The sequence below is a fragment of the Aeromicrobium sp. REDSEA-S32_B7 genome (assembly GCF_001626145.1).
Classification (GTDB): Bacteria; Actinomycetota; Actinomycetes; order Propionibacteriales; family Nocardioidaceae; genus Aeromicrobium; species Aeromicrobium erythreum.
On sequence record NZ_LUNF01000147.1, the window covers coordinates 1 to 14,040 of the forward strand.

Annotated in this window: 15 protein-coding genes; 13 read left to right on the forward strand and 2 right to left on the reverse strand. The window is 71.3% G+C overall.

From position 1 onward, the window contains the following. A partial coding sequence (locus tag A6Q79_RS10310) for a glycosyltransferase family 1 protein (RefSeq protein WP_317698102.1) occupies positions 1–1,037 on the reverse strand: 1,037 nt, incomplete at its 3' end. A 140-nt stretch (positions 1,038–1,177) separates the two neighbouring features. On the opposite strand from A6Q79_RS10310, the gene dop reads away from it, so the two are divergent. From dop to A6Q79_RS10335, 5 genes are all read left to right on the forward strand, one after another. Beyond that, positions 1,178–2,680 (forward strand): depupylase/deamidase Dop, encoded by a 1,503-nt coding sequence (gene dop, locus A6Q79_RS10315; protein WP_286690245.1) that lies wholly within the window; start codon positions 1,178–1,180, stop codon positions 2,678–2,680. A 688-nt stretch (positions 2,681–3,368) separates the two neighbouring features. Then, positions 3,369–3,569 carry a ubiquitin-like protein Pup gene (locus A6Q79_RS10320; RefSeq protein WP_067857466.1) on the forward strand — a complete coding sequence of 67 codons (201 nt, stop codon included), beginning with the start codon at positions 3,369–3,371 and terminating at the stop codon, positions 3,567–3,569. Between the two features lie 11 nt (positions 3,570–3,580). Continuing rightward, positions 3,581–4,396 (forward strand): proteasome subunit beta, encoded by an 816-nt coding sequence (gene prcB / locus A6Q79_RS10325; protein ID WP_067861533.1) that lies wholly within the window; start codon positions 3,581–3,583, stop codon positions 4,394–4,396. A gap of 11 nt (positions 4,397–4,407) precedes the next feature. Next, positions 4,408–5,079, forward strand: a complete 672-nt coding sequence (prcA, locus tag A6Q79_RS10330) for a proteasome subunit alpha (protein WP_317698104.1) — start codon at positions 4,408–4,410, stop codon at positions 5,077–5,079. Continuing rightward, positions 5,025–6,644, forward strand: coding sequence for an alpha/beta hydrolase (locus A6Q79_RS10335; RefSeq protein WP_286690246.1), 1,620 nt, complete (start codon positions 5,025–5,027; stop codon positions 6,642–6,644). Before prcA ends, A6Q79_RS10335 begins: the two co-directional genes overlap by 55 nt. A 30-nt stretch (positions 6,645–6,674) precedes the next feature. On the opposite strand, the gene A6Q79_RS10340 is transcribed toward A6Q79_RS10335, so the two are convergent. Continuing rightward, complete coding sequence (locus A6Q79_RS10340; RefSeq protein WP_067857457.1) at positions 6,675–7,655, reverse strand: aldo/keto reductase; 981 nt, start codon at positions 7,653–7,655, stop codon at positions 6,675–6,677. A 77-nt stretch (positions 7,656–7,732) separates the two neighbouring features. Here A6Q79_RS10340 and pafA point away from each other — a divergent pair, with 77 nt between their 5' ends. From pafA to A6Q79_RS10380, 8 genes are all read left to right on the forward strand, one after another. Continuing rightward, positions 7,733–9,094: a Pup--protein ligase gene (pafA, locus tag A6Q79_RS10345; protein WP_067857454.1), complete on the forward strand. Its 1,362-nt coding sequence runs from the start codon at positions 7,733–7,735 to the stop codon at positions 9,092–9,094. A 108-nt stretch (positions 9,095–9,202) separates the two neighbouring features. Next, entirely contained in the window at positions 9,203–10,126 is a 924-nt protein-coding gene (locus A6Q79_RS10350) for an FKBP-type peptidyl-prolyl cis-trans isomerase (RefSeq protein ID WP_067857452.1), read from the forward strand. 20 nt (positions 10,127–10,146) lie between these two features. Then, entirely contained in the window at positions 10,147–10,683 is a 537-nt protein-coding gene (locus tag A6Q79_RS10355) for a hypothetical protein (RefSeq protein WP_317698108.1), read from the forward strand. After that, positions 10,601–11,017, forward strand: a complete 417-nt coding sequence (locus A6Q79_RS10360) for a WYL domain-containing protein (protein ID WP_317698118.1) — start codon at positions 10,601–10,603, stop codon at positions 11,015–11,017. The genes A6Q79_RS10355 and A6Q79_RS10360 overlap by 83 nt, the downstream gene beginning before the upstream one ends. Then, positions 11,014–11,979 carry a YafY family protein gene (locus A6Q79_RS10365; RefSeq protein ID WP_067857447.1) on the forward strand — a complete coding sequence of 322 codons (966 nt, stop codon included), beginning with the start codon at positions 11,014–11,016 and terminating at the stop codon, positions 11,977–11,979. The genes A6Q79_RS10360 and A6Q79_RS10365 overlap by 4 nt, the downstream gene beginning before the upstream one ends. A 25-nt stretch (positions 11,980–12,004) precedes the next feature. Then, positions 12,005–12,268, forward strand: coding sequence for a twin-arginine translocase TatA/TatE family subunit (gene tatA / locus A6Q79_RS10370; protein WP_083516367.1), 264 nt, complete (start codon positions 12,005–12,007; stop codon positions 12,266–12,268). Between the two features lie 3 nt (positions 12,269–12,271). Further along, positions 12,272–13,129 (forward strand): twin-arginine translocase subunit TatC, encoded by an 858-nt coding sequence (gene tatC / locus A6Q79_RS10375; protein WP_236749699.1) that lies wholly within the window; start codon positions 12,272–12,274, stop codon positions 13,127–13,129. Positions 13,130–13,162: 33 nt separating this feature from the next. After that, positions 13,163–14,032 carry a YegS/Rv2252/BmrU family lipid kinase gene (locus A6Q79_RS10380; RefSeq protein WP_286690249.1) on the forward strand — a complete coding sequence of 290 codons (870 nt, stop codon included), beginning with the start codon at positions 13,163–13,165 and terminating at the stop codon, positions 14,030–14,032. The last annotated feature ends 8 nt before the right edge of the window (positions 14,033–14,040 follow it).

A 14,040-nucleotide genomic window follows, 5' to 3' on the forward strand; every position in this document is an offset into this window, starting at 1 on the left:
GCCCGGCGCGCGGCACGGCCGAACGCCGCGCGCTTGGACTCGTCGCCGGTCAGGTCGCGCACGAAGCCGGCCATCGCGGCCAGGTCCCCCGCGGGGTACAGCCAGCCCGTGCGGCTGTGGTCGACGAGATCGACGGGTCCGCCCACCCCGGCCGCCACGACGGGCACGCCGCTCGCGAGCCCCTCCTGGACGACCTGGCAGAACGTCTCCGTCTCGCTCGTGCTCACCAGGACGTCGAGGCTCGCCATCGCGGTCGCGAGCTCGGTGCCGTGCAGCATCCCGGTGAAGTGGGCACCGGGCAGCAGCCGCTCGAGCCGCCCCCGCTCCGGTCCGTCGCCCACGACGACGAGGCGGGTGCCGGGCACGCCGGCGAGGGCCGCGAGGTCCTGCACCTGCTTCTCCGGCGCGAGTCGGCCGACGTACCCGACGAGCCGCTCGCCGTCCGGCGCGACGGTGCGGCGCCAGGCGTCGTCACGGCGGGCGGGGGAGAAGCGCTCCGTGTCGACACCGCGGCGCCACAGCACCAGGCGCTCGACGCCCTGCGCCTGGAGGGTGTCCAGGGTGGCGGTGGACGGGACGAGATTGAGGTCGGCGCGGCCGTGCACGTCGCGCACCCGCTTCCACAGCAGATTCTCGACGCCGCGGATGCCGTAGCGACCCGCGTACGTCGGCACGTCGGTCTGGTAGACGGCCACCACCGGGATGTCGAGGGCGTTGGCCGCCAGTGCGGCGCGCCAGCCCAGCGCGAACGGCGACGCCAGGTGCACGACGTCGGGGTCGAAGTCGCGCAGGATCGCGGTGACGGGGGAGACCCGACCGGTCGCGACCCTGACGTCGGGGTAGCCGGGGAACGCCCAGGCTGGCAGGGTCACGACGCGCGCGCCGGCGACCTCGTGCGGCACCTCCGTCGCCGCGTCCGGCACGACGACGAGCACCTCGTCACCTCGCGACGCGAGGTGGTCGAGGACCCTCAGCACCGAGTGCACGACACCGTTGGTCTGGGGGAGGAAGGACTCTGCGACGATCACGATCCTCATGCGTCGAGCGTCGTGGCGGCCGACGTCGGCCGGGCCACGCCCAGGTGACCTCGGGGCGAAGTCGGCGTGACGCTCCGGCACCCGTCCCGTCAGGACGCGGGCGGCCGACGTCGCGAGGACGACACCCCTACGCTGGGCCCATGACGGTGCGTCGGGTCCAGGGCAGCGAGGTCGAGTACGGGATCGCGGTGCAGGGGCAGCCCAGCGCGAACCCCATGGTGGCGTCGACGCACGTGGTGAACAGCTACGCCGCCGCGCACGGCCTGACGCGCCGAGCCCGCTGGGACTTCGAGGAGGAGAGCCCGCTGCGCGACGCGCGCGGCTTCGACCTCAGCCGCGACCGCGCCGACCCGACGCAGCTCACCGACGAGGACCTCGGGCTCGCCAACATCATCCTCACCAACGGCGCCCGGCTCTACGTCGACCACGCGCACCCCGAGTACTCCTCGCCGGAGGTCACCTCGCCGCGCGACGTCGTCGTCTGGGAGAAGGCCGGCGAGCACGTGATGCGTCGTGGTGCCGAGCTCGCCGCGCAGGTGCCGGGTGCGGGCTCGATCGTGCTCTACAAGAACAACATCGACAACAAGGGCGCGTCGTACGGGTCGCACGAGAACTACCTCGTCGACCGGGCCGTCCCCTTCGACGCGATCGTCGCGCAGCTGACGCCGTTCTTCGTCTCCCGCCCCGTCGTCTGCGGCGCTGGCCGGGTCGGGCAGGAGCAGGACGGCAGCGTCCACGCCTTCCAGCTCTCGCAGCGCGCCGACTACATGGAGGTCGGCGTCGGGCTCGAGACCACGCTGAAGCGGCCGATCGTCAACACCCGCGACGAGCCGCACGCCGACCCGAAGAAGTACCGGCGGCTGCACGTCATCGTCGGCGACGCCAACCTCGCCGAGACGTCCATCTACCTCAAGCACGGGACGACGTCGCTGGTGCTGGCGATGCTCGAGGCCGGCTTCCTGTCACCTGCGCCGGCCCTCGCGCAGCCGGTCGTCGCCCTGCACGCCATCTCGCACGACCCGACCCTCACCGCGCTCGTCGAGCTGCAGGACGGCAGCACGATGACGGGCCTGGACCTGCAGTGGCACTACCTCGAGCAGGCACGCGCCTTCGTCGCCCGCGAGGGGTCCGACGAGCAGACCGACGACGTCCTCGCCCGGTGGGAGAGCGTGCTGACCCGCCTCGGCCGCGACCCGATGGAGTGCGTGCGCGAGCTCGACTGGGTCGCGAAGCTGTCGCTGCTCGAGTCCTACCGCGACCGCGACGGGCTCGACTGGGACCACGCGAAGCTGCACCTCGTCGACCTGCAGTACCACGACGTGCGACCCGAGCGCGGCATCTACCACCGTCTCGTCCACTCCGGCCGCCTCGAGCGGATCGTCGACGACGCGGAGGTCGTCCGCGCGATCGAGGAGCCCCCGCACGACACGCGCGCCTACTTCCGCGGCCGCTGCCTCAGCACCTTCGCCTCCGAGGTCGCCGCCGCCTCCTGGGACTCCGTCATCCTCGACCTGCCCGGCTACGAGTCGCTGCAGCGCATCCCCACCATGGAGCCGCTGCGCGGGACCGCCGAGCACGTCGGCGCGCTGTTCGAGGACAGCGCTGACGCGACCGCCTTCTTCCGCACCATCACGGGGCGCTGACCTCTCTTCTCGTCGACGCGCTGGTGCGCTGCCTGCGGGGGTCTTGTCTCGCTGCTGCGCTGCCGCAGGGGGGTCTGACCTTGCTGGTGCGCTGCTTCGGCCTTCGCTGGGTCTGGCCTCCGCAAGGGCCTCGACCGGGCGGCTGGCGACGGCGCTGGTCCGGGGTCTCGGGCTGCAGGTTGGGCACGGGGTTGACGCAAGACTCTGCGTTCGCTCGTCGGGGTCCAAGGATTCTGCATTTGTCACGGGATCCCGTCGCGAACGCAGAGACATCTGCGCCGGCAGCCCGCTATCGGTGGATCTTCAACCGCAGAACGGCTCCTGCGGTTGCAGATCCACCGATAGGACGCGCGAACGCCGATCGGTGGGTCAAGAACGCAGGAACGAAGAATCTTGCGTCGAGGGCGGGCCTAGGCCAGACCCCGAGACCCGGAACCGCGTCCAGGCCCGCTGCCGGTCGAGGCCCTTTCGGAGGCCACCGCCAGCGCCAGCCGGGGCAGCGCACCAGCAAGGTCACGAGGCCCGAAGGCAGCGCACCACCAAGGTCACGACGACCGCAGGCAGCGCACCGGCAACCACACGACCACCGCAGGCAGCGCACCGGCAAGGCCCACGCCCCGCGCACGACGCACCCGCACCACGCGGAAACCCGAGCGGCGCGTGGGCCTCAGGGGGCTAGGGTGAACCCATGGCCGAGCAGCAGCACAGGACGCCCCGCAGGTCCGACGACGAGCAGGCGGAGACCGCCGAGACCACCGCGCCCCAGGACACCGAGCGCAAGGAGAAGCTCGACGACGACGTCGACGCGATCCTGGGCGACATCGACGACGTCCTCGAGGAGAACGCCGAGGAGTTCGTCCGCAGCTTCGTGCAGAAGGGCGGCCAGTGAACGGCCCAGCGATGCTGCCCGACGGGTACCGCTCGGTGGGCGGGTCGTCGTTCGCCGACCTGCTCGCCTCGCAGGCGCCGGAGATGATGCCGGGCGCGGCCGGGGCCGCCACCGGTGAGCTCGCCGGCGTCGCGCACGGCACCACCATCGTGGCCGCCACGTTCGCCGACGGAGTCGTCATGGCCGGCGACCGCCGGGCGACGATGGGCAACGTCATCGCGCAGCGCGACATCCAGAAGGTCTTCCCGACCGATGAGTACTCGTGCGTCGGCATCGCCGGCACGGCCGGCATCGCGATCGAGATGACCCGGCTCTTCCAGGTCGAGCTCGAGCACTACGAGAAGATCGAGGGTGCGACGCTGTCGACCGACGGCAAGGCCAACCGGCTCGCCACCCTCATCCGCGGCAACCTCGGCATGGCCATGCAGGGCCTCGCCGTCGTGCCGCTGTTCGCCGCCTACGACCTCGACCAGCAGTGCGGGCGCATCTTCGCCTTCGACGTCACCGGCAACAAGAACGAGGAGCGCACGTTCCACTCCGTCGGCTCCGGCTCGACGTTCGCGCGCGGCTCGCTCAAGAAGCTGTACGCCGAGGGCATGGACGAGCGCTCGGCGGTCACCGCCGTCATCCAGGCGCTCTACGACGCGGCCGACGACGACACCGCCACCGGCGGCCCGGACCTCACGCGGCGCATCTTCCCGCTGGTCAGCGTCATCACCGCCGACGGCTACCGGGCGTGGGACGAGGCGCAGACCGCCGCCGTCGCCGACGCCGTGATCGGCGGCCGCATGACCCGTCCCGACGGGCCCTCGGCCCCCCTCACCTGAGGAGACCCCGCATGACCGCACCGTTCTACGTCTCGCCCGAGCAGCTCATGAAGGACCGGGCCGACTTCGCGCGCAAGGGCATCGCCCGTGGCCGCAGCGTCGTCGTGGTCCAGTACGCCGACGGCATCCTGCTCGTCGCGGAGAACCCCTCGCAGGCGCTGCACAAGATCAGCGAGATCTACGACCGCATCGGCTTCGCGGCGGTCGGTCGCTACAACGAGTTCGAGAACCTGCGCATCGCGGGCGTCCGGCTCGCCGACATGCGCGGCTACGCCTACGACCGGCGCGACGTCACCGGTCGCGGGCTGGCCAACGCGTACGCGCAGACGCTCGGCACGATCTTCTCCTCCGGCGGCGAGAAGCCGTACGAGGTGGAGATCTTCGTGGCCGAGGTGGGCGACGACGCCGCCCACGACCAGGTGTACCGCCTCACCTACGACGGCTCGGTCGCCGACGTCCGTGGCCACGGCGTGATGGGCGGACAGAGCGAGCAGGTCGACGCGCACCTCACCGAGCACTACACCGAGGTCGCACGGCCGACGACGACTCGGCCTCGCGGCCGATGCGCGGGACGACCCCCCACGCCTAGCGTCGGTGACGTCACGTCATCGATCCTTCGGGGGGAACCATGCGACGACTCCTGTCGTCCGTCACGGTGGCCGTACTGGCCGCCGGGCTGCTGACCGCGACCACCACCACGGTCCAGGCACGCGCCTTCGACGAGCAGCAACGCCTCGATCGCATCGCCACGCCCACCATCGACTGGCAGGCGTGCGACGAAGGTGCGCCCGCTGGCTTCGAGTGCGCGAGCGTGCAGGTGCCGACCGACTACGACCGCCCCCGTGGCGCCACGACGACCGTTGCGCTCACCCGTCTTCCGGCGAGCCGGCCGTCGTCGCGCAAGGGGAGCCTCTTCCTCAACTTCGGAGGCCCCGGCGGTGAGGGGGTCTCGACCCTGCAGCAGGTCTTCGACGTCCTCGTCACCCCCGAGGTGCGCGAGCACTACGACCTCGTCGGGTTCGACCCGCGCGGGGTCGGCCTCTCCGATCCCGCGCGCTGCTTCGACGACGCGGACGCGGAGGCGGCCGCGCTCGAGGGCCTTCCGGCCTTCCCGGTCACGCGGTCCGAGGAGCGCGCCTTCGTGCGCCAGACGGCACGGATCTCGCGCGCCTGCCGTGCGGAGGCCGGTGACGTCATCCGTCACGCGTCGACCGCGAACGTGGCCCGTGACCTCGAGCTGTTGCGGCGCGCCGTCGGCGACGACACCCTCGCCTACCAGGGCTACTCCTACGGCACCTACCTCGGCGCGACGTACGCTCGGTTGTTCCCCGACCGGGTCGGCTCGATGGTGCTCGACGGCACGGTCGACGTCGAGGCCTACTCCGGCGCGAACCGCGACCCGCGCTCCGTCGGCGCTCGCCTCGCGCAAGGTCCGGCGGCGGAGGAGGTGTTCGACGAGTTCCTGGAGCATTGCCGCCTCGCCGGGGAGCGTTGCTCGTTGAACGCGCTGGGTGATCCCGCAGAGGTCGTCGACGAGGTGCTCGAGCGGCTACGGACGCGACCCGTGACGATCGACGTCCAGGGCACGCCGGTCGAGTTCACCTACCCGCTGGCCATCTCCTCGATCTTCCTCCAGCTCTACTCGCCGAGCGCGTTCTCTGGCCTCTCGGACTTCCTGGTGCTGCTCGCGGAGGGCGGTGGCGAGGCGCCGACGACCCTGCAGCGTCAGCTGGCCCCCACGCAGGAGCGGTACACCTCACTCGGCAGCTCGCTCGCCCAGCTCTGCGTCGACTCCCGCTCGGTTCTCCCGCCCGCCGCGTACCCCGCGCTCGCCGACCGCGAGGACCGGGTCGCGCCTCGGTTCGGACGCTTCCGCAGCTGGGTCGGTGTCCAGTGCCCGCAGATCGGCCTGCGCGATCGCGACGCCTTCACCGGACCGTGGACGCAGACGACCGACGCCACCGTGCTCGTGATCGGTACGCGCTTCGACCCGGCGACCCCGTACGCGAACACCCGGCCGTTCGCCGAGAAGTTCGACGACGCTCGCGTGCTGACGGTCGAGGGCTACGGCCACACGACCCTCGCGGTGAGCACGTGCGCCGACGCTGCGATCGCCCGGTACCTCGTCGACGGGGAGGCGCCACGCGATCGCTCGACCTGCGAGCAGGACCGTGCGCCTTTCACCGACGAGCCGACCACTCGACGGGCACCCGCACCGGTGCTGCCGGCGCCGCTGCCCGGGCTCTGAGCCGACCAGACCGTCCACCCCCGCTGGTGCTCACCAGCGGGGGTGGACCGCCTCGCGCAGGTGCTCGTCGTAGATCCGCTGCACGCCCTCCAGCACGGAGGCGTCGAGGGTGACGTCGGCGGCCGACGCGTTGCCCCGTGCCTGCTCGGGGTTCCGGGCGCCGGGGATGACGGTGCTCACGCCGTCCTGCGCGACGACCCAGGCGAGGGCGGCCTGCGCCGGGGTCACGTCGTCGGGCAGCAGCGCGGCGAACTCCTGCGCGGCCTGCACGCCGACCTCGAAGTCGACGCCGGAGAACGTCTCGCCCACGTCGAACGCCTCGCCGTGGCGGTTGTAGGTCCGGTGGTCGTCGGACGCGAACGTCGTGTCGCGCGTGTAGCGGCCGCTCAGCAGACCGCTCGCGAGCGGGACGCGCGCGATGATGCCGACGCCGGCCTCGCGGGCAGCGGGGAGCACCGCGTCGAGCGGCTTGAGCCGGAACGCGTTGAGGATGATCTGGATCGACGCGACGTTCGGGCGGGCGATCGCCGCGAGGGCCTGGTCGCACGTCTCGACGCTGACGCCGTACGCGGCGAGCACGCCCTCGTCGACCAGCGTGTCGAGCGCGTCGTAGACCTCGTCGTCCTCGACGACGGCCGTCGGGGGGCAGTGCAGCTGCACGAGGTCGAGCGTGTCGACGTCGAGGTTGCGGCGGGAGCGCTCCGTCCACGCCCGGAAGTTCTCGATCACGTAGTTCTCCGGCACCTGGTCCAGGCGGCGGCCCATCTTCGTGGCCACCGTGAGATCCAGGTCGGGGTGCGCGCGCCGGAACGCGGCGATCGCCTGCTCGCTGCGACCGTCGCCGTACACGTCGGCGGTGTCGAGGAAGGTCACGCCGGACTCCACGGCCGCCTCCAGGACGGCGGCGGCGTCATCGCTGCTCACGTCGCCCCAGTCCGCTCCGAGCTGCCACGTGCCGAGACCGACGACCGACACGTCGCGGCCGGTCCTTCCGAGAGTCCTGTGCTCCATGGCGACGACCCTACGGCTGCCTCGCGTCCGCGGCGCTTCGAACCCCATCGGCTGGTACTCAGGACTACGCTGACGACATGGACCGGCGGATCTTCGGGATCGAGAACGAGTACGGCGTCACCTGCTCGTTCAAGGGACAGCGCCGTCTGTCGCCCGACGAGGTCGCGCGCTACCTCTTCCGACGGGTCGTGTCGTGGGGACGCAGCAGCAACGTGTTCCTGCGCAACGGCGCGCGGCTGTACCTCGACGTCGGCAGCCACCCCGAGTACGCCACGCCCGAGTGCGACGACCTCGTCGACCTCGTCACCCACGACCGCGCGGGGGAGCGGATCCTCGAGGGCCTGATGATCGACGCCCAGCAGCGCCTCGCCGACGACGGCGTCGACGGCGACATCTACCTGTTCAAGAACAACACCGACTCCGCCGGCAACTCCTACGGGTGCCACGAGAACTACCTGGTCGGTCGAGGCGGGGAGTTCAACCGGATCGCCGACGTGCTGATCCCGTTCCTCGTCTCGCGGCAGATCATCTGCGGCGCGGGCAAGGTGCAGCAGACGCCGCGCGGCACGATCTTCTCGGTCAGCCAGCGTGCGGAGCACATCTGGGAGGGCGTCTCGAGCGCCACGACCCGCTCGCGGCCCATCATCAACACGCGCGACGAGCCGCACGCCGACGCCGAGCGGTTCCGGCGCCTGCACGTCATCGTCGGCGACTCGAACATGAGCGAGACCACGACGCTGCTCAAGGTCGCCACGACCGACCTCGTGCTGCGGATGATCGAGGCCGGCGTGGTCATGCGCGACATGACCCTCGAGAACCCGATCCGCGCGATCCGCGAGATCTCCCACGACATGACCGGGCGTCGCACGGTCCAGCTGGCCAACGGCCGCGAGCTGTCGGCGTTGGAGATCCAGGCCGAGTACTTCGCGAAGGCGGCGGAGTTCGTCGACCGGCACGGTCTGCACACCCCGACGATCGACCGGACGATGGACCTCTGGGAGCGGACGCTCAAGGCCGTGGAGTCCGAGGACCTCACGCTCGTGGAGCGCGAGATCGACTGGGTCATCAAGTTCCGCATGCTCGACCGCTACCGCACCGCGCACGGTCTCAGCTGGGCCGACCCGCGCATCGCGCAGCTCGACCTCGCGTACCACGACATCCGCCGCGACCGCGGCATCTTCTACCTGCTGCAGAACCGGGGCGCCGTCGCCCGGGTGACGAACGACCGCGACGTCTTCGCCGCCAAGTCGGTCCCGCCGCAGACCACGCGCGCGAAGCTGCGCGGCGACTTCATCAAGCGTGCGCAGGAGCGTCGCCGCGACTTCACGGTCGACTGGGTGCACCTCAAGCTCAACGACCAGGCGCAGCGCACCGTGCTCTGCAAGGACCCGTTCCGCGCCGCCGACGACCGGGTCCAGAGACTCATCGACGGCATGTGAGCACGGGCGTCGCCCGACGTCCGCAGCGTGTTCTGGGCGGTCGTTCAGGCTGCTCTTGGTCGGTGCCGATAGCGTGACGGAGGCCATCACCTCGACGAAAGTGATTCCGTGCGTCGCCATCTCGCCCTCGCCCTGACCTCCGTCCTCGCGCTCGTGCTCGCCGGCTGCGGTGCCGGGTCCGACGGACTCGACGACGTGAAGGTCAGCTCGGCCAAGAGCCCGTCCGTCACGGTCCCCGACGACTTCACCGCGTCGGCCACCGAGACGCGTGTCGTCAAGGAGGGCAGCGGCGCCGAGGTGAAGGACGGCGACACCGTGAAGCTGAACTACGTCGCGGTCAACGGGCGCACCGGCAAGCAGTTCGACAACTCCTTCAAGGCCGAGCGCCCGCTCACCACGAAGCTGTCGACCGAGAGCGTGCTGGCGGGCTTCGTCAAGGGACTCACCGGCCAGAAGGTCGGCAGCCGCGTGCTCGTGGCGATCCCGCCGAAGGACGGCTTCAAGGACGGCCAGGCCCAGACGCAGGCCGAGCAGACCCTCGGCGTGAAGAAGGACGACACGATGGTCTTCCTGTTCGACATCGTCGGCAAGGTCGGCACCGAGGCCAAGGGCACGGCCGAGAAGCTGCCGAGCAGCGTGCCGTCGATCGTGCTGAAGGACGGCCAGCCGAGCGGCTTCAAGGACGGCAAGGACGTCACGAAGGACCCGAAGCGCGCCGCGGCGTACGTCGCGATCAAGGGCGACGGCGAGAAGGTCAAGAAGGGCGCGGAGATCACCGCGCAGTACGTCGGCCAGGTCTACCCCGACGGCAAGGTCTTCGACAGCAGCTGGGGCCGCGGTGCGCCGGCGTCGTTCTCGCTCGACCAGGTCATCGCCTGCTGGAAGGACGAGCTCCCGGGCCAGACCATCGGCAGCCGCGTCGTGCTGGTCTGCCCCGCCGACAGCGCCTACGGCGACAAGCCGCCGGCCGGCAGCGACATCAAGGCGGGCGACACCCTGGCCTTCGCGATCGACATCCTGGACGCGTCCTGACCGTCTGACATGCTGGGGGCGTGGCCGACCGCAAGACAGAGAGGTTGATGAACCTCATCTTCACCCTCCTCGTCACCCGTCAGTACCTGTCGAAGGACCAGATCCGCCAGGCGATCGCCGACTACCGCGAGTCCAACCAGGTCGCGTTCGAGCGCAAGTTCGAGCGCGACAAGGAAGAGCTGCGCGAGCTGGGCATCGCCGTGGAGACCGGCACCAACGACAAGTACTTCGACGACGAGCCCGGCTACCGCATCCGCCGCGACACCGCAGAGCTGCCCGACCTCGACCTGACCCGCGAGGAGGCTGCGGTGCTGGGCCTCGCCGCGCAGGTGTGGGAGCACGCCGGGCTCGCCTCGAGCTCCACCTCGGCGCTCGTGAAGCTCAAGGCCGCCGGCGTCGACGTCGACACCGACGTGCTCCGCATGGCGGCACGTCGAGCCGTGGCGGATCCTCTCGTGGCGCGGTCGCTGGTACCTGGTCGGCCACGACGTCGACCGCGACGCACCGCGCATGTTCCGCCTCTCGCGCGTGGTGGGCGACCTCGAGCTCGACGGTGAGCCGGGAGCGTTCCGCCGCCCGCCGGAGGAGGTCGTCTCGGCGGCCGCCACCGCACTCTTCCCCCGCCCGTCCGACCGCGTCGCCCGCTTGAGCGTGGCCGAGCGCCGCGCGAACGCACTGCGACGCACCGCCACGCACGTCGAGACCGGCCCCGACGGCCGCGACGTCCTCGTCGTCCCGTTCTCCACCGGGTGGGACCTCGCGGCCGAGATCGCGTCGTACGGGCCGGACGTCGTCGTGCTCGACCCGCCCGACCTGCGCGACCAGGTCGTCGCCCGGCTGCGCGCGGTGCTGGCGGACACCGGACTGCCGAGCCCGGGGGTGGGCGCGTGACGCGGCCCGCGAACCGCTCCGCGCAGCAGGTCGTGCGGATGCTGGCGCTCGTGCCGTACCTGCAGGGCAACGACGGCGTGCCCGTGCGCGAGGTGGCCCGCGAGTTCGGGGTGACGCCCAAGCAGATCCGCGACGACCTCCGCCTGCTCATGTTCACGGGCGTGGGGGAGTACGCCGGTGAGCTGATCGACGTCGACCTCGCCGCGCTGGAGGTCGACGACGTCATCCACATCCGCGACGCCGAGTTCCTCAGCCGGCCCCTGCGGCTCACGGCCGACGAGGGCGTGGCGCTCGTGGCTGCCCTGCGCACCCTGCGGGCGTCGGCGTCGGGTTCGCAGCTGCCCATCGTCGACGCGGCGCTCGCGAAGCTCGAGACGGCGGTGGCCGCCGAGGGTGCCGTCGAGGCGGTCGACGTGCACGTCGCCGACGTCGACCCTGCCGTGCGCGACACCGTGGCCGCGGCGCTCGCCGACGGGCACCGTCTCGAGATCGACTACGCGACCGACTCCCGCGACGACGTCACGACGCGCCAGGTCGACCCGCAGCGGCTCTTCACGCGCCAGGGCCACACCTACCTCGAGGCGTACTGCCTGCGCGCCGACGACGTGCGCTTCTTCCGCCTCGACCGTGTCGTCCGCGCCGACGACACCGGTCGTCGCGCCCAGCGGCACGACGCGACGTCGCGCGACCTGGGCGACGACCTCTTCGAGGTGGGTGAGCAGACCCCCTCGGCCGTCCTCGACCTCGACCCCGCCGCGCACTGGCTCACCGAGTACTACACCGTCGAGGAGCTGGGCGACGTCGCCGGCCGACGTCGCGTGCGCCTGTACGGTGGCGACGAGGCGTGGCTGCGTCGGCTCGTGCTGCGCAACGGCGGCACCGTGCACGTCGTCGAGCCGGACGCACTGCGCGTACAGGTGCTGGACACCGCCCGTTCAGCACTTGCGGCGTACGATGGATGAGACCGCACCCGACGAAAGAGACACCATGTTCAGGCAGATCGGCCCCACGGAGATCCTTCTCATCCTCGGCGTGGTCCTGCTGCTGTTCGGAGGCCGCAAGCTCCCTGAGCTCGCCCGTGGCTCCGGACGCGCGCTCCGCATCTTCAAGTCCGAGGTCAAGGAGCTCAAGGACGACGAGAAGCCGTCCCACGACCTCGACGGCGAGGTCGTCGACGACTCCGGCGCGCGGACCGAGGCAACCACCCGCTCCGAGCAGCTGCGCCGCGACGGCACGTCCGAGCAGGCGTAAGTCTTGGCGTCGCTGAGCGGCGCGCCGTCCGGGGCCGCGGGCGGCACCATGCCCCTCGTGGAGCACCTGCGGGAGCTCCGCTCCCGACTCACCCGCGCGGTCCTCGCGATCGCCGTGTTCACGATCCTCGGGCTGGTCTTCTACGCCCCGATCCTGAACTTCCTCACGCACCCGTACAACGAGATGCGTCCGCTGCTCGAGCGCGAGGGCATCGACACGCAGCTGATCATCACCGGCGTCGGCGGCGCGTTCCAGTACCAGCTCAAGATCTCGCTGGTGTTCGGGCTGCTCGCGTCGAGCCCGTTCTGGCTGTGGCAGATCTGGGCGTTCGTGCTGCCCGCCCTGCACCGCCACGAGAAGCGCTGGGCGCTGCTGCTCGCCGGTACCGGCGCGCCGCTGTTCATCGGCGGCGCGGCGCTCGCCTACGTGGTGCTGCCGAAGGCCATGGAGATCCTCATCGGGTTCGTGCCCGACGGCTTCGGCTCGCTCGTCACCGGCGCCGAGTACTTCGACTTCATCGTCAAGATGATGCTGGTGTTCGGCGTCGCGGCCGAGATCCCGCTGGTCGTCGTGCTGCTCAACCGGCTCGGACTGGTCTCGGCGAAGCAGCTCGCGTCGGCCCGGCCGTGGACGATCATCGGCATCTTCGTGTTCGCCGCCATTGCCACGCCCACGACGGACCCGCTGACCATGCTGTTCCTCGCGGTGCCGATGACGATCCTCTACCTCATCTCCGAGGTGATCGCGAAGCTCACCGACCGCAAGCGTGGACGCGAGCGGGTCGACGAGACGGCGGACGACGACGCGTCGCCGCTGGACGGGCCGTCCGAGCTCGAGGGTCCGTCGTCGGTCGACGACTGAACGACGGACGGGGGACCCCCTAGGCTGTCCGCCATGCTCGTGACGTTGGTGGTGAACCCGGTCTCCGGCCGCCGCCAGGGCGAGCGGATCGCCGCAGCCGCCGCGGCGCGACTCACCGGCGCGGGGCACCAGGTGGCCCGGATCCACAGCAGCGACGGGGCCCAGGCGCGTGAGGCGGTCGCGCGCGAGGTCGCGGCGGGCACCGAGCTGGTGCTCGTCGTCGGCGGCGACGGGCTGCTGCACGACGTGCTGCCGGCCGTGGCGGAGCGCGACGTCACGGTCGGCCTGCTGCCCGCAGGGACGGGCAACGACACCGCCCGCGCGCTGGGCCTGCCCGTCGGCGACCCGGACGCGGCGCTCGACGTCGTGCTCCGCGGACGCACCCGTGTCGTCGACCTCGCGAGCACCGACCGGGGTCACGTCGTCACCGTGGTGGCGTCGGGGTTCGACTCGAAGGTCAACGAGCGCGCCAACGCCATGAGGTGGCCGCGCGGGAACCAGCGCTACAACCTCGCGATCCTCGCCGAGCTGCGGACGTTCCAGCCGCTGGCGTTCACCCTCGACCTCGACGGCACGCGCCTCGACACCGAGGCGATGCTGGTGGCCGTCGGGAACGGTCCGTCGTTCGGCGGCGGACTGCGCATCGCCGAGGGCGCGGTCATGGACGACGGACTGCTCGACGTGTGCGTCATCCGACCGGTCAGCAAGGCGCGGCTCGTGCGGGTGTTCCCGCAGCTGTACCGCGGCACGCACGTCGACCTGCCGGAGTTCGAGCGGCACCGCGTGCGTCGCGTGCACCTCGCGTGTCCCGACGTCGTCGCGTACGGCGACGGCGAGCGTCTGGGCCCGCTGCCGCTCACCGTGACGGTGCTCGAGCGCGCGTTGCGCGTGCTCGTGCCCTGAGGGTCCGT